This is a genomic window from Mucilaginibacter sp. P1_A3 (assembly GCF_056406855.1).
Genome location: NZ_JBFTZJ010000002.1, coordinates 43,503 through 63,054, shown reverse-complemented (window position 1 = coordinate 63,054; position 19,552 = coordinate 43,503). Strand labels below are relative to the sequence as shown.

At 41.8% G+C, this 19,552-nt stretch carries 18 protein-coding genes; 4 read left to right on the top strand and 14 right to left on the bottom strand.

Annotation, left to right across the window (positions count from 1 at the left end):
- Positions 1-98: 98 nt before the first annotated feature.
- Both AC1D0K_RS04545 and AC1D0K_RS04540 read right to left on the bottom strand, forming a co-directional pair.
- A complete protein-coding gene (locus AC1D0K_RS04545) occupies positions 99-1,937 on the bottom strand; it encodes an ABC transporter ATP-binding protein (protein WP_477395442.1) in 1,839 nt (612 codons plus the stop codon).
- 100 nt (positions 1,938-2,037) lie between these two features.
- Positions 2,038-2,511 (bottom strand): hypothetical protein, encoded by a 474-nt coding sequence (locus AC1D0K_RS04540; protein WP_477395440.1) that lies wholly within the window; start codon positions 2,509-2,511, stop codon positions 2,038-2,040.
- Between the two features lie 83 nt (positions 2,512-2,594).
- On the opposite strand from AC1D0K_RS04540, the gene AC1D0K_RS04535 reads away from it, so the two are divergent.
- The gene (locus AC1D0K_RS04535) at positions 2,595-3,239 is read left to right on the top strand and encodes an HAD family hydrolase (RefSeq protein ID WP_477395438.1); all 645 of its coding nucleotides are present in this window, start codon (positions 2,595-2,597) and stop codon (positions 3,237-3,239) included.
- Here the strand turns inward: AC1D0K_RS04535 and accC are convergent, their stop codons facing one another.
- From accC to AC1D0K_RS04495, 8 genes are all read right to left on the bottom strand, one after another.
- On the bottom strand, positions 3,240-4,721 hold the full coding sequence (accC, locus tag AC1D0K_RS04530) for an acetyl-CoA carboxylase biotin carboxylase subunit (protein ID WP_477443702.1): 1,482 nt from the start codon (positions 4,719-4,721) through the stop codon (positions 3,240-3,242).
- A 95-nt stretch (positions 4,722-4,816) separates the two neighbouring features.
- Positions 4,817-5,038, bottom strand: coding sequence for a hypothetical protein (locus AC1D0K_RS04525; protein ID WP_295716197.1), 222 nt, complete (start codon positions 5,036-5,038; stop codon positions 4,817-4,819).
- Positions 5,039-5,230: 192 nt separating this feature from the next.
- Entirely contained in the window at positions 5,231-5,713 is a 483-nt protein-coding gene (locus AC1D0K_RS04520; protein ID WP_295716200.1) for a c-type cytochrome, read from the bottom strand.
- Positions 5,714-5,879: 166 nt separating this feature from the next.
- Complete coding sequence (locus AC1D0K_RS04515; protein ID WP_477394368.1) at positions 5,880-6,713, bottom strand: SDR family oxidoreductase; 834 nt, start codon at positions 6,711-6,713, stop codon at positions 5,880-5,882.
- 111 nt (positions 6,714-6,824) lie between these two features.
- On the bottom strand, positions 6,825-7,820 hold the full coding sequence (locus tag AC1D0K_RS04510) for a Hint domain-containing protein (RefSeq protein ID WP_477394366.1): 996 nt from the start codon (positions 7,818-7,820) through the stop codon (positions 6,825-6,827).
- A gap of 229 nt (positions 7,821-8,049) precedes the next feature.
- Positions 8,050-9,219, bottom strand: a complete 1,170-nt coding sequence (locus AC1D0K_RS04505; RefSeq protein WP_477394364.1) for a pyridoxal phosphate-dependent aminotransferase — start codon at positions 9,217-9,219, stop codon at positions 8,050-8,052.
- Positions 9,220-9,415: 196 nt separating this feature from the next.
- Positions 9,416-10,999, bottom strand: a complete 1,584-nt coding sequence (locus tag AC1D0K_RS04500; RefSeq protein ID WP_477463003.1) for a flavin monoamine oxidase family protein — start codon at positions 10,997-10,999, stop codon at positions 9,416-9,418.
- Positions 11,000-11,296: 297 nt separating this feature from the next.
- Positions 11,297-11,968, bottom strand: a complete 672-nt coding sequence (locus AC1D0K_RS04495) for a hypothetical protein (protein WP_477463002.1) — start codon at positions 11,966-11,968, stop codon at positions 11,297-11,299.
- Between the two features lie 73 nt (positions 11,969-12,041).
- On the opposite strand from AC1D0K_RS04495, the gene AC1D0K_RS04490 reads away from it, so the two are divergent.
- Positions 12,042-13,055, top strand: a complete 1,014-nt coding sequence (locus AC1D0K_RS04490; RefSeq protein WP_477394358.1) for a threonine aldolase family protein — start codon at positions 12,042-12,044, stop codon at positions 13,053-13,055.
- Between the two features lie 77 nt (positions 13,056-13,132).
- On the opposite strand, the gene AC1D0K_RS04485 is transcribed toward AC1D0K_RS04490, so the two are convergent.
- The 3 genes from AC1D0K_RS04485 to AC1D0K_RS04475 all read right to left on the bottom strand — a co-directional run bounded on the left by AC1D0K_RS04485 (position 13,133) and on the right by AC1D0K_RS04475 (position 16,590).
- Entirely contained in the window at positions 13,133-14,161 is a 1,029-nt protein-coding gene (locus AC1D0K_RS04485; RefSeq protein ID WP_477442614.1) for an aldo/keto reductase, read from the bottom strand.
- A gap of 38 nt (positions 14,162-14,199) precedes the next feature.
- Positions 14,200-15,387: a hypothetical protein gene (locus AC1D0K_RS04480; RefSeq protein ID WP_477394354.1), complete on the bottom strand. Its 1,188-nt coding sequence runs from the start codon at positions 15,385-15,387 to the stop codon at positions 14,200-14,202.
- Between the two features lie 117 nt (positions 15,388-15,504).
- Positions 15,505-16,590 carry an acyltransferase family protein gene (locus tag AC1D0K_RS04475; protein ID WP_477394352.1) on the bottom strand — a complete coding sequence of 362 codons (1,086 nt, stop codon included), beginning with the start codon at positions 16,588-16,590 and terminating at the stop codon, positions 15,505-15,507.
- Between the two features lie 282 nt (positions 16,591-16,872).
- Between AC1D0K_RS04475 and AC1D0K_RS04470 the strand changes: the two genes are divergently transcribed.
- Positions 16,873-17,352, top strand: coding sequence for an Lrp/AsnC family transcriptional regulator (locus AC1D0K_RS04470; protein WP_295716217.1), 480 nt, complete (start codon positions 16,873-16,875; stop codon positions 17,350-17,352).
- Positions 17,353-17,360: 8 nt separating this feature from the next.
- Positions 17,361-18,323 carry an EamA family transporter gene (locus AC1D0K_RS04465; protein ID WP_477394349.1) on the top strand — a complete coding sequence of 321 codons (963 nt, stop codon included), beginning with the start codon at positions 17,361-17,363 and terminating at the stop codon, positions 18,321-18,323.
- A gap of 110 nt (positions 18,324-18,433) precedes the next feature.
- On the opposite strand, the gene AC1D0K_RS04460 is transcribed toward AC1D0K_RS04465, so the two are convergent.
- On the bottom strand, positions 18,434-19,441 hold the full coding sequence (locus AC1D0K_RS04460; RefSeq protein ID WP_477442610.1) for an ABC transporter ATP-binding protein: 1,008 nt from the start codon (positions 19,439-19,441) through the stop codon (positions 18,434-18,436).
- Positions 19,442-19,552 lie beyond the last annotated feature (111 nt).

The following is a 19,552-nucleotide window of genomic DNA, read 5'->3' as shown; positions in this document are numbered from 1 at the left end:
TTACAAACAATATTTCTTTCTATAAAATTCGAGAATTGAAAAATCCCTCCCGGTAATAACTTGCTGGCTATCCTCACCTTAAAAAGGTGAAATACAAATTATCTGTATCCTGCTGCCTGCAAATCAAATAACTCGGCATAGCGCCCTCCCTTAAGCAATAGCTCTTCGTGGCTGCCAATTTCTACCAGTTGGCCTTTTTCCAATACAAGAATTCTATCGGCCATGCGTACTGTACTAAAACGGTGTGAAATCAATACTGCCGACCGGCCTTTGGTAAGTTCGGCAAAGCGTTCAAAAACATTGAATTCGGCTCTTGCATCCAGTGCCGAAGTTGGCTCATCAAGTATAAGCAATTGAGCATCGCGCATATAGGCACGGGCAAGCGCTACTTTCTGCCATTCGCCACCTGATAGTTCAACACCATCGGCAAAGCGTTTACCCAGTTGCTGATCATAAGCACCCGGTAATTTAGCAGCAAGTACATCCGCAAGGCTTTGCCTGGCCGAATTTACTATCAAAGGCCTGTTATCCTTCTCGCTTATTTTACCAACGGCTATATTTTGAGCAAAACTCATCTGGTAGCGTAAATAATCCTGGAAAATGATACCTACATTAAGGCGAAGGTCAGCAAGATCATATTCACGCAGGTCGATACCATCCAGCAAAATACGGCCTTCTGTAGGGTCATAAAGCCGGGATAACAACTTCACCAGGGTAGTTTTCCCTGCCCCGTTCTCTCCTACCAGTGCAAGCTTTTCGCCGGGGTATAAAGTAAAACTTAAATGCCGGTTGGCCCACCTGTCAGAGTTGACGTATCTGAAACCCACATCCTCGAAAGTAAATCCCCGTTGTATGATTTTTGGAAACGGTAATGCATTTGCTGCATGTTTTATTTTAGGTTCGATCTCGAAAAATTCAAAAAAATCGCGCAGGTAAATGGCCCCCTGCGATACAGCAGTAAACCGGGTAAGAATCCCCTCTAACAAAGCACGAAGTTGACGAAATGAACCTGCCAGGAAAGCAAGTTCACCAATAGTTACACTACCCTGTACCGCCCTGATGATGATTACCACGTAAGCTCCGTAATAACCCAAACTACCCAACATGGCAAAAAATGTTCCCCATAACGAGCGTTTAATAGCCAGGCGTTTATTATCGTTGTAAAATTTGCCAGAGAGTTCTTTAAAGCGATTGATGATAAATCCCGAGAGATCAAAGATCTTTACTTCTTTAGCAGTTTCATCACTTGCGCCCAGGTAACGGACATAATCCAACTCCCGGCGTTCGGGCGTTTGGCCGCGGGTAAGGGCATAGCTACGATCATTAAAGTAGGATTCACCTAAAAAAGCTGGAATTATGGCAATCAATAACAAAACAATAAGCCATGGATTAAAAGTCATCAACCCTACAGCCAAAAAGCCCATGGTTATAAGATCCTGCACCTGGCTCATAACCTGTGATAGCAATATAGTACGCCCTATGGTTTGCTGCCGTGCCCGTTCCAGCTTATCATAAAATACCGAATCTTCAAACTGATCCAGATCAAGCGTAGCGGCATGTGCCATGATCTTTACCGAAGTATAATTACTAAACAAGTCGCCAAGTAAGCTATCCATCAACGTTATAGCCCTGCTTAACGCATCGGTTAAAATTGCTAATGCAAACTCCAGCCCCACCAGCTCCCAAAGCTGGCTCATATCCTTAACCGGGCTGTGGCTTATGGTAACCACGTTATCAATGATCAGCTTGCCTACATAAAGTAATCCCAACGGCATGGCCGAGCGAATGATACGCAGCAGCGCGTTAACCACGGTCATCCAACGGCTGGTTTGCCATACCAGCTTAAAAAAGGCCGGCAAATTGCGTAACGCGTCAAAACGTTCTTTTAGTGTAACTTTTGTATTAAGGGTATTTTTGGGTGGGCGGGCAGTATTCAATATTATATCTTCCTCTGTTTATTGTATATAAACAAATTTACTCAATTGTTTTGCCAATTAAAGATACTCAGATATTTGTGAGGGATCGATGACAAAAACACTATTGCGGATCTTGATGATTTGCGATAACCTTTTTGATTTTCAAAGAAGTTATTTTTATTTCAGCCCATATTAACGCTATTAAAATCATTACAAATACGCCAAAACTTATTAAACCCTCTGACTGCGGAATTCCCGCAACAAGAGAAATTATACCGATAATCAACCCGATTGAAAATAAGGATACAAGTATAAAAGGCAATATACTTAGCCGGTAACCGTAATAGATGTCGGTTTCGTTTTTAGAGATACTAAAAATGATCTTAGGCAGAAAAAATTCGACAGAGCTTTTAATACGGGTAAAGTACAAAGCATTTTTACCATCGTAACCAAAAAAGCATTTATCTGTACCTATGTCTAATTTAGAAGAACCAAGATCTAAACCTCGGGTTCGTTTAATAGAATTTTTTCGTAATGCGGCTTCAATATTAGCTTTATCATCGTAATTAAAGTATATCTTCTTAAAGTAGATCATGCCTTGCGTATTTTCTTTCTAAATGTAATAATTTACTGTACAATAGCTGCTTCAAAAAATATTCCCTTATTTTTGCGGCCATTATGGATACTTCATTAAAAAACAAATTCGATAGTATAATTTTTGACCTGGATGGTACTCTTTGGGATAGCACCGCTAATGTAGCGCTGGCCTGGCAGAACGCCATTGCTAAAGTTGATTACTTAAACGAAGAAATGACAGTTGAACGGGTAAGATCCATTACCGGGATGACCTACGATTCCATTTTTGATAAACTTTTCCCTACCCTTACCATCGATCAACGCAAAGAGGTACAAAGCCTTTGCGCAATAAGCGAACTCGAAATCCTGCATACTAAAGGTGGCGAACTTTATCCGCAATTAGAAGAAACCCTTAAATATCTTGGTACAAAATACAAGCTTTACATTGTTAGTAATTGCCAAAACGGTTATATTGAAGTGTTTTTGGATTTGAATAACATGCACCCTTATTTTTTAGCGCATCAGTGCTTTGGCACAAAAGGTAACCCTAAAGCAGACAATATAAAAGATATCGTAAACGATCATGAGCTTAAAGCCGCTGTTTATGTAGGCGATACCATGGGCGATTATAATGCAGCCACACAAGCGGGAGTACCTTTCATTTTTGCCAGCTATGGTTTCGGCGTAGTGCCTGATGGCATGGCCGCCACAGCTGATAGCTTTAGCAGCCTTGTTGAATTGTTGTAATTAATGTTTACTTCTGTTTTTCAACCAGTTACTTGTTTCAGCGCCGGCGACTGATGACATTTTAACTTTTTTCTGACTAAGCAATAATTCCATTAATACCGCAGCAATCCGGGCCTCTTCTTTATTCCCGGTTTGCAATACCTCAGGGGCGAAATACTTTTGCACAAAATGGGTATCAAAATTACCGGAAATAAAGGCTTCGTGCTGCATAACAAACCTACCAAAGCCTAATGTGGTTGTAATGCCCGTGATCTGGTACTCATCAATGGCCCTTATCATCCGCTCTACGGCTTCCGCACGATCTTTGCCGTAAGTAATAAGCTTAGCTATCATCGGATCATAATAAATAGGAATCTCCATCCCCTGTTCAAAACCATCATCAACCCGTACACCAGCGCCCTTTGGGGCGATATATGTTTGCAGGGTACCAATATCCGGCAGGAAACCATTAGCCGGGTCTTCGGCATATACTCTAAGTTCGATGGCATGACCACGGATCTGCAAATCTTCCTGTTTAAAGCTGATAGGTAATCCCCTGGCAATATTGATCTGCTCTTTCACAAGGTCGATACCGGTTATTAATTCAGTAACGGGATGCTCCACCTGCAAACGGGTGTTCATCTCCAGAAAATAAAAATTGAGGTCGGCATCCATGATAAATTCTACCGTACCTGCACCCGTATAATTTACAGAACGTGCAACATCAACTGCACATTTACCTATTTTTTCTCTTATTTGCGGGGTGAGCACTTTTGAAGGAGCTTCTTCTATTACCTTCTGATGGCGGCGTTGCACTGAGCAATCCCGCTCAAACAGGTGAACAATGTTACCATGAGTATCGCCCAAAACCTGGATCTCGATATGCCGGGGAGATGAAACGTAACGTTCAATGAAAACGGATCCATCACCAAAGGCGGATGTAGCTTCAGACACGGCCATCTGCATTTGCTCTTCAAAATCATTCGGTCCCTCAACTATACGCATACCCTTCCCGCCACCACCGGCAGCAGCCTTTATCAGGATGGGGAAACCTACTTCAACCGCACGCTTTTTTGCCTCGGCAACATCCGTTATAGCTTCCTCGGTACCGGGAACCATCGGTATGTTATATTTTAATGCAGCAGCTTTTGCCGATAGTTTATTGCCCATTACCTCCATTGCTTCGGGCGATGGACCGATGAGAATAAGGCCAGCATCCCGTACCTGCCTGGCAAATGCCGCATTCTCGCTCAAAAAACCATAACCAGGATGAATACCCTCCGCCCCTGTTTTAATACAGGCTGCGATAATTTTTTCGCCAACGAGGTAGGATTGATTTGAGGGGGAGGCACCAATATGCACCGCTTCGTCTGCATAACGCACATGTAGCGCGTCACGGTCAGCATCTGAATAAACTGCAACAGTTTTAATCCCCATCTCACGCGCAGAACGCATGACCCTTAAAGCTATTTCGCCACGGTTGGCTACCAGTATCTTTTGCATAAACAAATGTAATTTATTTACCGGTTAGCAGGCAGGAATTAATTATGGAACCAGGATAAAATAAACCATTGTTTACACTACTTGTAAGTCAATGTTTATTTGCCTGTTTTATCAAACCTGTATGATTTACGGTTACAACGATAGCAAACGTAGCGTTTAATGGGTAACCAAAACAAAAATGTTTTAACAAACGGGCCGCGTTTAATGCGTGAAATACTTGCTTTGCAACTGCGGCAACGTAATTCTTTTTGAGCAGCTAAAGGCCTTATGGGCGTAATGTTATCAACGCCAGGCTTGCTATTTAATTCAGCAGTCATATTATAGCTAATTTATTATGGGGTATTAAAATCCATTAAAGTTAAATATTAATCATGAATTTACTGTGAACATTTTGTTAGCAAATATAAAAAGGGTATTTCCCACTTATTTTAGTACTTTTTTCCACTATATCACAAACAAAAACGCCTCTAACTTTTAGGTTAAAGGCGTTTTAAATAGCGGTATTACAATTATTCCTTTTTATCAGGGGCAGGCGCTCCTGCAGGAGGAGGGCCAGGCTGACCAGGTGCACCAGGAGGCGGACCACCCGGGCCACGACCACCAGTAGGCACGGTAACTTCCGGATGGGCACTACCGCGGTGGCAACTATTACAGTTAACACCAGCCTTTAGCACCATACCCAATGAATCTTTTTTAGCATGAAAATACTTACTGTTAATTTTGTTCATCATCTTGAACATATCGCGTGCCATATTTTTTTCGGGCTTAGCATCGCTTACCCAATCCATCTTTTTAGCTGCTTCATCACGCACATGGCAAAAGTTACAATGTACGCCTAATGAATGTTCCCATTCATCCATTACTGCATGAAGCTGATCTTTTGTAATATTTTTCGGCAACACTTTCAGGTTTTTAAAACCTTCGTCTTCTGCCGCTTTTGGTGTCATAGATGTCATAGCACCTAATATCACAACTGAGATTAACCCCAGCATGACCAATATTTTTTTGTTTACCAGCATAATTGTCATATTTAAGTCATCCAATGTAGATATTAACTTTGAATGTTGCAACCCTTATATCAAAGAATTACCGGTAATTTTTTTGATACATGTTTAAATTCACAAATAGCTTATCATTTAACATGCCATCATATCGATTCTATTTTGAAATGAGTTTTTCGCTTATGGCCCAAAGCTTATCACGGGCTGCAGTATCAGTTGCTATAGCAGATGTTTTAGCGATCTTTTTCTTTTTAAAATAACCTCCGTTGTATTTATCAAGGCGTGGAGCGGTGGCTAAAAATATAGAAGTTTCGGCGCCTTGTTCTGCAGTTATCATGAACGGACGAAGCAACATCGTTGTGAGTTTGCCAAATCCTTTAAACCCAATCCAAAAATCGGTACTTACCACACCCGGATGCAGCGAAAAGGCAAGAATACCCGTGTTGGCAAATTTTGAAGCCAATGACTGTGTAAAATAAATATTAAATAACTTATTCATGCCATATGCTTTCCAGGCATTATAGGATTGCTCCCATTGCAGGTCATCAAATTGCGGATTGCCCCTTTTATGCGCCTCAGAGCTTACGTTGATTATCCGTGCCTGGCCCTTCTGCAGTAAGGGCATCAAACTGGTGGTGAGCAAAAAATGGCCTAAATGATTGGAGGTAAAAGTCATTTCAAATCTATCTTTACTCAACTCCCGCTCAGCAAAAATTCCACCGGCATTATTGATGAGTATGTTAATAGCAAACAGCTTTCCTGATAATTCAGCTACAGCATCGTGAACGCTTTGCAAATCGGCCAAATCGCATTTTACAACATTGATCTCTTTATTGCCGGTCTGCTCTATTAATTCCTGTTTAACCCGATCTCCTTTTTGGATATTACGCACTAACAGGTAAAGTGCATGTCCCTGTCTTGCTAATGAAAGTGCTGTCTCTTTTCCGATGCCTGATGTGGCTCCGGTTATTACCGTTGTTTTTAATGCCATTCCACTCAGCTCCCTAAAGGGGGAACTTTGATTGGCAAGATAGAGGTTTTTCTCTATAACCTGATTTTAAAAAGCCCCTCTCCTTCGGGGAGTGGGGCTTGGGGTGAGGCTTTACTTTTGCATCACCATAACACCGTTCATCAACAGGGTGCTGCCACCATCAGCTACAATATTGTATACTTTTTGAATACCACCTCCTTGCTCTGTTTTTTGAAGCACCGTAAAGGCTTCATATTTTCCGGTTTGCTCATTAAGGCAAAGTACCTCCTGCCCTTCTGTAATCTCGCCCATTTTATGGTTGCCCTGCCTGGTGAGCATCGGGTGATTCGGCGTAGCCTGCAATACTTTTGAATTAAGGCTTATTAGTTGCCCTGCATTTGTATTTTTCACATCTGCCGATACCAACACCAAACGGGTTAAAGCATAGTTTTTAGCATCATGAACGGTTAATTCCTTTACCTTAACTGCCGAACTTTTATTAGTTACGGGATCAACGGAGATAACCTCATCGCCACTTTTGATGGCTTTCAACATCTTTTTACCACCATTAGCCATTGTTACCATTTCATCCCCGGGGAAACAAATATCATTACCATAAGTAGCCGCTTCTTCTTTCATATCCTTACCGCCATTGAGTAATTTATATTGCTGAAAGCTCATTTCTTTTGATAATATGTAAGACAGCTTCAGGATGAAATTGGTTTCAACCTTGTTGATGTTATCAATATCTAAAAAATACTTTTCCCAAACTTTACCATCGGCTGTAAAATCAGGAACCAGGGCTCTGTATAGTTTACCTTTTTCGTTGGTATAAAACACCATTAAACCTATTTCCTGCATACCCTCTTTGGCTACAAGTTTGTATAAGTCAACGCGTTTTTTTAATCCGTCAGATCCGGTAATGAAATACGGCTTACGGTTCTCATACCTGTCAAGCACGTAAGTATTCTCAAATTTAACGTACGTATCCTTATCCAGATCCCCAATGGTAAATGATTGTGCCTTGTTGTACTCATCCATAGTAAGCGGACGAGGATTGACTGCAGTTTGCGCATTACCTAAGTAAATAGAACCTGCCAAAAAAAGTGTTAGTGTTAGTTTACGCATATATTTTAAAAAAGAGGCAAGAATCAAGAGTCAAGAATCAAGAGTATTTTCCTTGTTGGTCTCTTTTGGGCCGATTCTGCTGTTGATACTTGCTATATTATAATTTATACTTATCAAGATTCCCCCGAACATGAAATGAGGCGCGGGAACGGCAAATAATTAAAGATGAAGAAATTAGAGTCAACATTTTTTCTGTCTTGATTCTTGACTCTAATCTCTTGATTCTATTTTACGATAGTTGTTTAAACGCGTCGGCAAATGCTTCCATTTCGTCCATACGCCCGATGCTTACGCGGCACCATTCCTTATTGTTAAATTGCCAGCTTCGTACACCTACGCCACGTTTCATCATTTCGCTTACAAACTTTTTGCTATCCATTTTAAGCGGGAACATCACAAAATTGGCAGATGACGGAATATATTCATACCCTTCCTTTTTAAGTACCGAATATAAATACTCTTTTGAAGCCAACGTTTTTTGTAATGCCTCTTTTAAAAAGGCTTCTTCACGATAAGCCACTATGGCCCCGGCAATTGTTGTAGCCGACAGCGAGAACCCTGTACTGTAAATAGACAATGCTTTGATGGTTTCTGGTTGTGCTATTACATAGCCGCAACGCAAACCGGCAAAACCGTATAATTTAGAGAACGTACGGGCTACAATAACGTTATGCCCTGCTTTTACAGCGTTTATCATGGTGCTGGCCTGAGGATCGGGCAGGTAATCTATATAAGCTTCATCAACAAATACGGTCACCTTTTTAGATACGCGTTCGCAAAATGCTTTCAGTTTGGCGGTATCTAATATTGTTGCTGTAGGGTTATTAGGATTACATATATAAATAAGGCCGGTGTTAGCGTCAATTTTTGCTTCCATAGCATCCAGGTCCAGCTTATAATCAGCGGTTAAGGGAACTTTTACCCACTTACCATCAAATTGCTGCGCATGCGATGGCAGATCTTCATACGAAGGATCGCCGGTAATAATGCTTTTTCCGCCTTTGCTATATAAAAGGGCGGCCGCAAGTAATAAAGGCGACGAACCCGATTCCATTAAAATATTACCCTCTGAAATACCTTCATAGGTGGCTATTTTATTGTAAAGGGTACCCATAGAAAACATGGGGTACTGATAACTAAGGTCAAGGGCCTCCTGGATAGCCTTTTTCGCAGCCGGTGATGGACCAAAGGGATTTTCATTAGCCAATAAACGTGCTTTTAACACCGGCCCCCCATTAAGGATAGCAGCCTGATCGGTAACGCGGTTAGCTAAAGGAGCAATTTTTTTAAGTACCGGCATAGCAGCCAGCTTACTGATGGTACCCGAAAAGAAGGCCAGTCCCCCGGCCATAAGTGCACTGGATTTTATCCAGGTTCTGCGGTTAAGTGAGTTTGCCATGGTGGTTTTTTTTTAAAATTTAGAATCAAGAAATTAGTGTCAGCAGCCAAGACAAATAAAAAGCTAATCTTGCCTCACGTGCAACTGTCTCTTGTTTCCTATATTTTGTATATGAGTTCTTTATTTTACAATATCGTTTGTCAAAAATCCCTCACCCCCTCCTGATTCTTAACTCTTGATTCTTGACTCTCCCAACCTATTTCTGTACAGGATATTTTGCACTGCCTTCGGTAACCCTTGCATGTAAAGCGGCTACCGTGCTCCTGGCCGATTCAAATGCACCGGCCATCCAGGCATTTAAATAGGTTAAATGTTCACCGGCAAAATAAACTTGCTTATCGGGCTTTAGCAACGCCGGGTATTGCGTTTTGCGGGTATCGGTATTATACACAGCCCATCCGCCTAAGTTATACTTGGTTTTGTGCCAGCTTACCGAAAACGCGCCCTCAAATTCCTTATCATACTGAGGATGGATAAGCCTGCCTTTTTCCAATGCAAAACGTTGGCGATTTGCATAATCTAAGTTACCTATCTTTTGGGCTTTTTCATTAAAATTATAATAACCTATCAAGATACCCTTTTTTCCTAAATAATCATATGATGGATAAAAAATCTGGGTTAAATCGTTGTTTGTGTGGGTAATACCTCCATAAATATGCTCATCCTCTTCCCAAAATCTCCGTTTAAACTGCAACCCTATTTTCCCGGTTTGGATGTACCCAATATAATCAATGGCACGGCTCACATCACTTGAAAAATTATTGCTGACATTGCTCAATACCGGGAGTGGCAAAGTACAAATACACATATCGCCGGTAAGCTGGTGCTCGCCAAGTGCATCCTTATAAGTTATCTTAACGCCTTCGGCAAGATTATTTATTGCCGTAACCTCGGCGCCCATTTTAACAAAAGGCGTTACTTTTTTCTCCAATGCCTTTGCTATCTGATCCATGCCGCCAACGGCCTGGAACATGGTCATCTGCAGTTCATAGGTATACTCGGCAACATTATAAAAATCAGGATCCATCAGGCCCGAGTGTATTATATCTGCCAGTTTATGCGGATCGGCAATTTTACCTGGCCTGCCTCCGGCACCCGGCGATTCGGTATAACCCCGCCTTGCAGATGCTTTGTACAACTTATCCACATCAAGGCCGCCTTCTGCCTGCAGGTATTCGATGACCTTTTCGCCATCCTCTTTGGTCAGGTTACTATCAAGGCTGCCATGGTCTATACTTTTGGCAAGCATTTCGGTCATATACCCCCTGATGTCGTTATGAACTTCCCTTACCCTTACTTTTTTGTTTGATAGCGCCCCTTTACCTTCGGCATAGTAATAAGCGCCCTCGTTTACGTTGTTGTAAACCTGGATTGGTACGCCCAACTCCTTACAGTAATGCAGCGTAAGCTCATGGTGATGAGGTATACGTGACGGACCAGCATTAAAATACAAGCCATCATCAAACTTAGCGGTAGCAGCAGGCTTATCAATCTCCTGGTTAGTGCTGCCGTTACGAATACTCCAGCAACGGCCGCCTGTGCGTTGGCGTGCCTCCAGTATGGTACATTGATAGCCTAATTTATTTAACTCGTAAGCGCAGGTCATCCCGGCCAAACCTGCTCCTAATATGATAATATGTTTTCCTTTACCATCGCCCTCCAAATTAAAGGCATGTGCGGGCGCCGGCCGTAATAAACCTAAAGCCATCATTGCGGGGTAAGCACCACCAGCCAGCATAGCTCCTTTACCAAGAAAATCTCTGCGTGTAATAGTTTTCAATAAGCGCTATTTTATGTTTTACAATAATGTAATCCTTAAAGATAGTTTATTAAATGATTTTATAAAAGATAAGCCATATTTTTTTAAATATGACAATATCTACAGGATTTGTATGGATTTACCAATAACCATTTTTAATTTCTAAAGAGCCCGTTTGCCAAAACAGCCCGGTTATCCTGTGCGGTAACCGGGCTGTTTATATACTAAAATATACAAAGTTCAATCTGTGTCTTCAACTGGGTATAAACTTCATCATTGTTTTGAGTTTTCGTCTCCGTTGATTTAGGCTTATCTGCTTTACTGAGCCGGCTGCTTTTGATGCGATGCCGATACCTTATTAAAGTAATCAAGCAGCTTATCCATATTTTTAAGGTTGAATTTGTGCTCTTTGATGCTATCAACCACCTGCTCTTCATCGCCCATAACCTCAACCATAATATCCTCAAAATTTGCATCGGTAATGCGTTGCATACCAGCGGTGCTTTCGCCAAAATAGTAAACAGCTTTGGAGTTTTTTCCGCGACCGCCGCCGCCACCACCGCCAAGAGATACACCCAGGCCACCGCCAAAGCCACCACCGTAGCCGCCACTGCCATAACCAGCTGATATTCCCGGCGAAAAGTGCACGCCACCACCGCCGCCCGAACCGGCTTTTGCCATATACAATTTCATTGGCTCATCCAACACCACCTGCACAAAGTCGGTTTCCTCCAAATTCCAGGCTTCATTGTGCGGCGCATGCGCCACCACAAAGCTATCTTTCCCGGCTACAAACGACCGCACATCACTTGCACTAAGTTTATATGGGTTTGTTTTTTCGTCGTCCTTAAACTCAATAAAACCCTCGTCTTTTATCGGGCTCTTCCCTCCGGGATATAACCTTATAAAGCCGGTTGTACGATTGCCTTTAACATCGGTAAAATTACCGGGCTGCCATTTTTGCGATTTTGCTGATACAAAGCACAGCATAAAAAATAAAATGATTAAAATTGAGCGCATAACAAGTATAAAATACAAAGAACGCATTTTTTAGATATTTAATATGATGACTGTTGATTTACGCAGCGATACCGTAACAAAACCTACGCCCGGCATGCTGGAAGCCATGTGGAGCGCTAAAGTTGGCGATGATGTTTTTGGCGAGGATGAAACTATAAATGAACTGGAACAAAAGGCGGCAGCCATGTTTGGTATGGAAGCGGGCCTATTTTGCCCATCGGGAACCATGACCAACCAAATTGCCATTAAATGCTTTACCCACCCTTTGGACGAGCTGATTGCCGACCAAACCGCGCACGTTTACCGTTATGAGGGTGGTGGTATTGCCTTTAACTCCGGGGTATCAACCCGCCTGTTAAATGGTTACCGGGGTATCATCACCCCCGAAATGATAGAGCCGGAGATAAATGCCGAAAACATACATTACCCGCATACCAGCCTGGTAGTGCTTGAAAACACCGTTAACAAAGGTGGTGGCAGCTGCTACACGCTAAATGATATTGAACCCATTGCCGAATTATGCCAGGCCAAAGGCTTAAAGCTGCATCTGGATGGCGCACGTATATTTAATGCGCTTACCCATACCGGCGACAAGCCCGTTGACTATGGCAAATATTTTAATGGTATCTCGGTTTGTTTATCAAAAGGCCTTGGCGCGCCCGTTGGCTCTGTTTTACTGGCCGATGCGGCTACCATAAAATATGCCCGACGCATACGTAAGGTGTTGGGCGGTGGTATGAGGCAGGCAGGTTTCCTGGCCGCTGCGGGCATTTATGCTTTAAACCATCATGTAGAGCGCCTGAAGATAGATCATGCCCATGCGCGCATCCTGGGTGATGAACTGAGCAACCTATCATGGGTAAGCAATGTGATCCCTGTAGAAACTAATATTGTATTATTTGATACTATTGAACCGGCAAGCGCCGTATTGGCTAAACTTGCAGCCCAGGGCATTAAAGCCAGCGATACCGACAAACATCGCATCCGCTTTGTTACACACCTGGATGTACATGCCGAGCAGGTAGAATACCTTGTGGGGGTGTTGAAGGGGATGTAATTGTGAATAGTGAGTGGTAAGTAGTGAATGGAAGTTTAATTTAAATTGACCACTCACTACTCACCAACTACCGCTCACTACTTTTTAGCTGGCACCCTATCGGCTGATTGCCTTTCAACCATCCAGCCGGGGTATTCCTTTGGCAGGGCACTTACCTCGTCGATGCGTTTGAGTTCATCGGCAGAAAGTTCAACTTCTATTGATTTTAAATTATCATTGAGCTGATCGATATTTTTTGCCCCTATAATAGTGCTGGTGATCCCTTTTTGCAGGCGAACCCATGCCAGCGCGATCTGCGCGGCAGACACATTTTTCTGTTTACCAATTTCGCTGATCACATCCACAATATCATAAGCCTTATCCTTATTTATCGGCGGAAAATCAAAGGTATCTCTTCTCGATCCTTCTGATTTTTTGTTATCGCGGGTGTATTTACCCGAAATAAAACCACCGGCCAGCGGGCTCCAGGGCATTACAGCCAGGTCCTGATCTTCGGCAACGGGCAATAACTCCCTTTCAATATCGCGACCAGCCAACGAGTAAAAATATTGCAGCCCAACAAATTTATTCCAGCCATTCTTTTCGGCTATACCGGCGGCTTTCATTACCATCCAGGCAGGCCAGTTACAGCAGGCTATATAACGCACCTTGCCACTTAGCACAATATCGTTTAACGACCGCATGATCTCTTCCACAGGAGTTTTAAGGTCGACACCGTGAACGTACAGCACATCTATATGATTTAACTGCAACCGTTTTAAGCTGTCGTCAACAGAATTAAAAATATGGTACCGCGAAAGGCCTGTATTGTTTGGTCCCTCGCCCATCCGGCCGCGCACCTTGGTAGCAATGATCAGTTCCTCGCGGTTAAGGCCCAGATCAATAATGGATTGGCCCAATAATGTTTCAGATTCGCCAAAGGAATACACGTTGGCTGTATCAATAAAGTTAATGCCCGAGTCGACAACCGTTTTCATCAGCTCGTTAACACCTTCCTGCTTTATTTGCCCAATGGCCTCCCAGTACCCTTTGCCACCAAAAGTCATGGTGCCAAAGCAAATTTCAGAAACCAGCAAGCCGGTATTTCCTAAAAAATTGTATTTCATAAGTTTGATGTTTGTTTAATGTGAAATTAGGGAATAGTCTAAGAATTTGCCCTGTATTTTAAACTCATTAATTGATTAGCCTTTAGGTATAGGCAATCATTTTTAAAATCAAGAATGATATTAAATCGCTTTAAAAGATCATTGCCCAAATAATTAATCTCTAAACCTGTTGGGTTTAAACTACCTACCATGAGCGTGGGGATATTGGTAAGCTCAAAATTATCGATCTTCAGCAGCGGCGAAAGCACTATTTTAGTTTCATATTTTACACCTCTTGGATCGCTCAATACCGATAACTTTATCAATCTTAAATCTTTTGGAAAATTTTGTTTAGCTGCCCAGGTATTATCTAAAATAATTGCCTGATCTGACCCTGTATCCATTGAAAAATTGCCGGTGTATTTCTTATCTCCTATTTCAAAGGTTCCCTTAATACAGGCGAAAGAGTGAATAAATTCCATTTTCGACCTGGTATACCCTTTCAAAGCCTTTGGCAATTCGGAATGGATTATCAAAAGGTTATGATCATAATCTATCTCCACTATTTTACCTTCAAACAAATCCCAGCCAAATCGGCCGTCCATTTCATGAGCCGTTGTTGTAGTTGGCAGGATTTCCGGGGCATTCCAAACAGTATTCCCCATTTGCAATTTAACTACCTTGTTTAAGTTATTATAATCCGGCTTGGTTTTACCGGCTAAGGCATCGGGCTGGTTTGATAACAACTTTGTTTTTTTAAGTATAGCATCCCGGGTAAAATGAAACCCGAAAGAACTAACATCAAAGTGCAGGTTCAGAGTATCTATATTGTTTATAACGGCTTTTACTGCAATGGCATTAAATGAAGTAAGTGTAAATGGGATGGTATCATCTTTAGCAACAATTTTTCGCAGTCTATCCTCCGGAGATATCGCGCTTACAATTTGCGTATAGCAGGAGTCTTTGCCATTTAGCAATACAATAAAGCTAAATTTTGTACCTGGTTTTACTTTTACCCTTATAGAATCTATATCTGTGTAAAAAGTAACCCACTTTGTTTTCCGGGTTCTATCGGCAGTGAAAATATCTGGTTTAGTTTTTGGCGAGAGAGTCCAGGCATTTTTATCTAAATAGCCCCCATCGTTGATAGTTACATTTTTAGATGTTGCTTTAATAACAGGCAGTTTTGATTGTGCAAAAACTGATTGAACCAGCAAAAATGGTATTAAAAGGTTAAGGTATTTCATTTGTTTAGTTGTTAAATCAATCGCCAATCCCGCTCTTACGTTCGATTCCCGATTTTAAACCAATATCCTGTTAAAAGTTTAATAAGCAAATAACACCAACAGTCAATAATAATCTATTTATGTTCTCTGCTTCCTTTTATCGCTCAAATATTTCCGGATAGGCATATCATAAATTACCATTGCCAAATACGCCATGCCAACCAAAATAAATACTCCTGCTATAACCATAAAAACAAGCTTAGCTGTACCGACCTTATGGCTGGTGTAATAATTTCCGAAAATCCATATACCTACATAATGCGTCATGTATAGCGGGTACGATATTTTACCGGAGAATACACACAACTTTTTTACGCCTTCTGTTAACGTAGCCCCGGCCCCCAGGGCGATAAGCAATGGAAAATAGATCAGTACAACTATCAATTCTTCCAGCCAGTTCCACTTAAAATGCGGCATTACAAAGGCAAACACCAATAATATAGACAGGCCTACAAAACCCAGCTTTGATTTAATGATCCAGTTAGACCGGTAAACAAGCAACCCCGCCATAAATGAAAAAGCGATACGGGCACCACCATCCCAAAAACTACTGCCGTCCCAACCACCCAATAATGCACCTGCTCTATAGCCAACAAAGCAAAGCGCTGCCGCGGATAATATCGTTAACAAAAGCAGGTATCGACGGCTGATTTTGTAAAGGACAAAAGCATAAAAGATATTGGCTACATACTCCCAGAATAATGACCAAGAAGGCGCATTAAAACTGAATAAATTAAAATAACGCTCAGGCATCACCGGGAAGGGAATAAGCAACACGGAGCTCAAAAATATGAGCACCAGTCTGCCAGTAGTATATAATAATGCAGGATGACCACCAAATGGATCAAACAGAAAACCCAATAAGCCCAATACCGAGCCCAAAATAACCAGGGAATGCAGCCTGATTACCCTTGATTTAAAAAATTCCAGTACACCCATTTTACCAATACGATCGTCATAAGCGTACCCAATAACAAAGCCGGATAAACAGAAAAAAAAGTCGACAGCTAAAAAACCATGCCCTATAAAGTTTTCACTACTACTTGGATAAATAAACTCTGTAAAATGAAAAACTACAACGGCCAAAGCTGCTATGCCTCTTAATCCGTCAAGAATATCAAAATGTTGTTTAGTTTTTAAAATGTTAGGGTTTAGTGCTGTCATGTTCGTTGATTCTGTTTTATCAGGTTAAAAACTGATAAAACAATTATTGTAGGGCTATTTATGCGCAGCGCGCAAGATGTAGAATAATAACAATTCTGCCAAATTTTTTAAACAGTTATGAATTCTCTAATGCCAGTTTAAGCTGGTAATACATACAACTCATGTTCTCCATTTCGGATATCAAAACATCTGTTCAAACACCAATACAATACTTTTCTCGAATTAAATTCATTTAATTAAATTTATTTTGAATTTAATTCACAAATTGACTAATATTACCGTATGATTAACGAACCAGAAATAGTTTTAGATAAAACCGATCTGCATATTTTACGCCTGATGCAGGAAAATGCCCGCATATCAAATGCCGACATGGCCCGCGAACTGGGCATGGCGCCATCGGGTATATTGGAGAGGGTAAAAAAACTGGAACAGAAAAACGTTATCCAGCAATATACTACCCGTATTAATCCCGTGGCATTGCAGCAAAAAATGCTGGCCTTTATATTTATGAAAGCTGCTGAAGGACCAGGATCGGACCATACAACCCGCGAACTGGCTAAAATACCCGAAGTACAAGAGGTACACCATATAGCCGGAGATGATTGCTACCTGGTAAAGATCCGTACGTATGATTCAGCCTCGCTGATGCTGTTAATGCGTACCTACTTTAGTAAAATACCTAACATTTTAAGCACCCGTACCACCATAGTGCTCGAAACGGTTAAAGAACAACAACAATTAGTTATACCCGAAAAATAAATACCGCCATGACCTCAACTACACAAAAAACTGCGTCTCCCCTGTTGGTTATCATAGCTTTCGCTATTGTTTACCTGGTTTGGGGTTCAACCTATTTTTTTATAAAAATGGCTATTGATGGTTTCCCGCCACTATTGCTTGGTGCACTCCGCTTTTTTATAGCTGGTATTTTACTGCTGATATGGTGCGCCATTAAAGGCGAACAGATTTTTGTGAAGCGTAACATGATCCATGCTGCAGTAAGTGGTTTTTTAATGCTGGTAGTAGGTAATGGCGCAGTAATATGGGCCGAGCAAACACTGCCAAGCGCCATGGTAGCCATCATGGTATCATCTCCTCCTATATGGTTTGTATTGTTGGATAAACCTAACTGGGGCACCAACTTTAAAAGTAAAAGCACCCTTATTGGGCTGGCAATAGGTTTTATAGGGGTAATATTATTATTTAGCGAACAGATAGAAAGCATGGTTGGGCCATCAACCGGGCCATCAAAACTACCGGGAATGTTATTGCTGCTGGTGGGTACATTAGGCTGGGCATCGGGCTCATTATACTCCAAACACAATAACACAAAGGGATCTGTATCTGTTAACGCCGCATGGCAAATGCTGGCCGCTGGTATTGTTTTTATCCCATCAAGCTTTTTTCATCACGAGGTGCAAACGCTTAACTGGAGCGCCATTCCCGCTCATAGCTGGTATGCATTGTTATACTTAATAGTTTTTGGATCGATAGCCGCATTTAGCGCTTATGTATGGCTTTTACAGGTTCGCCCGGCTACACAGGTAGGTACCTACGCTTACGTTAACCCGGTTATAGCGGTTATACTGGGTGTACTTTTCGCCCATGAGGGTGTTACCCTGTTACAGGTAGGCGGCCTGGTAATTATATTGGGTAGCGTACTACTTATAAATTTGAGTAAATACAGGAAAGAAAGGTTGGTGAAAGAGGGACAATTAGTAACTGATTAAATTAAGTTGATGCCATTAAACACACCTGTTATTACGATAACAGGTGTAAAAATCCTTTTCGTCACCGATCTTGATTCTTAACTCTTGATTCTTGACTCTGATTTTCTGCCTCAACTCTCCCACTTACCAAACTCAAAGTATTTGCTAATTTTGATGCCTACCTTACTGCCAGTTTTATATTTACCCCTGTTGTAATTCATTACGCGTAACGTAACGCCGGCGTACTCCACAATCAATTCTTCGTAAAAACCTTTAAACAGCACCATTTTCACCACCCACTTTTTACCCAGCAGGGTTATTTTTATATGCTCGGCATATATTACTACTACGCCGCGCCTGCTTTTTATGCCACAAACTTTGGCCTGGGTAGAAGTAAGCTTGCTGCCACTGGCCAGTATTTGCGATGTGTACAATAATTGGGGTGAATGATATAACTCATCCGGCGGACCATTTTCAACTATCTCGCCCTCTTTAATTACAATAAGCTCATCGGCCATGGATAGAATTTCGGCCGGGTCATGTGATACCAGCACTACGGTTGTTTTCCACTCTCTTACAATTTGCCTTATGTCGTGCTGTAAAGCTTCTCGGTAAAAAGCATCTACCTGGTTAAAGGGTTCATCAAGTAATAAAACTTCGGGCCTGCTTATTAATGCTTTTGCTATAGTTACCCTTTGTTTTTCGCCACCGCTCAGTTTGCCAAAAGGATAATCTTTAAGGGGGTAAATATTGAGCATGTTAAGGGCCTCGGTAACCCTTTTTATCTCGTGGCTCAGGTCTTCCTCGGGCAGTCCGTCACGGACTGTGTTCCAGACAGATGATCGCGGATCCATATCAATACCGTTCTGGGTTACCAAACGCATTACTTTGTGGGCATGCTGTATGCCATGCTCGCGGCTAAGTACCCGTTCTTCCTTAAAAAAAACCTCGCCATGATCGGGTTGCAGCATGCCAAATAACAAATTAAGCAGGGTGGTTTTACCGCTGCCGCTTTCGCCAACTATAGCTGTGATCTTGCCCTTAGGCACAAATATGGTTATATTGTTAACGCCGGATGACTTATCGCCGAAGAAATTTTTGGTAACTGAAATGGTTTCCTGTATCAGATCATCTTGCATTCCTATGAATTGTTTTAGTCATTAAGCTGGCTACTTATCAGCCCCCCAAATGAGGTACCTAAGCTATAAAAAGTTTAGTCGCAAAAAAAGCCCGATGGTATTATTTAGTGA

Bases quoted from the DNA above. Each gene is read 5' to 3' on its own strand.
- AC1D0K_RS04470 (WP_295716217.1), top strand. From the start codon at position 16,873: ATGATTAACGAACCAGAAATAGTTTTAGATAAAACCGATCTGCATATT.
- AC1D0K_RS04460 (WP_477442610.1), bottom strand. From the start codon at position 19,441: ATGCAAGATGATCTGATACAGGAAACCATTTCAGTTACCAAAAATTTC.
- AC1D0K_RS04495 (WP_477463002.1), bottom strand. From the start codon at position 11,968: ATGCTGTGCTTTGTATCAGCAAAATCGCAAAAATGGCAGCCCGGTAAT.
- AC1D0K_RS04515 (WP_477394368.1), bottom strand. From the start codon at position 6,713: ATGGCATTAAAAACAACGGTAATAACCGGAGCCACATCAGGCATCGGA.
- AC1D0K_RS04535 (WP_477395438.1), top strand. From the start codon at position 2,595: ATGGATACTTCATTAAAAAACAAATTCGATAGTATAATTTTTGACCTG.
- AC1D0K_RS04525 (WP_295716197.1), bottom strand. From the start codon at position 5,038: ATGACTGCTGAATTAAATAGCAAGCCTGGCGTTGATAACATTACGCCC.
- AC1D0K_RS04540 (WP_477395440.1), bottom strand. From the start codon at position 2,511: ATGATCTACTTTAAGAAGATATACTTTAATTACGATGATAAAGCTAAT.
- AC1D0K_RS04465 (WP_477394349.1), top strand. From the start codon at position 17,361: ATGACCTCAACTACACAAAAAACTGCGTCTCCCCTGTTGGTTATCATA.
- accC (WP_477443702.1), bottom strand. From the start codon at position 4,721: ATGCAAAAGATACTGGTAGCCAACCGTGGCGAAATAGCTTTAAGGGTC.
- AC1D0K_RS04510 (WP_477394366.1), bottom strand. From the start codon at position 7,820: ATGCGTAAACTAACACTAACACTTTTTTTGGCAGGTTCTATTTACTTA.
- AC1D0K_RS04505 (WP_477394364.1), bottom strand. From the start codon at position 9,219: ATGGCAAACTCACTTAACCGCAGAACCTGGATAAAATCCAGTGCACTT.
- AC1D0K_RS04475 (WP_477394352.1), bottom strand. From the start codon at position 16,590: ATGACAGCACTAAACCCTAACATTTTAAAAACTAAACAACATTTTGAT.
- AC1D0K_RS04485 (WP_477442614.1), bottom strand. From the start codon at position 14,161: ATGAAATACAATTTTTTAGGAAATACCGGCTTGCTGGTTTCTGAAATT.
- AC1D0K_RS04520 (WP_295716200.1), bottom strand. From the start codon at position 5,713: ATGCTGGGGTTAATCTCAGTTGTGATATTAGGTGCTATGACATCTATG.
- AC1D0K_RS04480 (WP_477394354.1), bottom strand. From the start codon at position 15,387: ATGAAATACCTTAACCTTTTAATACCATTTTTGCTGGTTCAATCAGTT.
- AC1D0K_RS04490 (WP_477394358.1), top strand. From the start codon at position 12,042: ATGATGACTGTTGATTTACGCAGCGATACCGTAACAAAACCTACGCCC.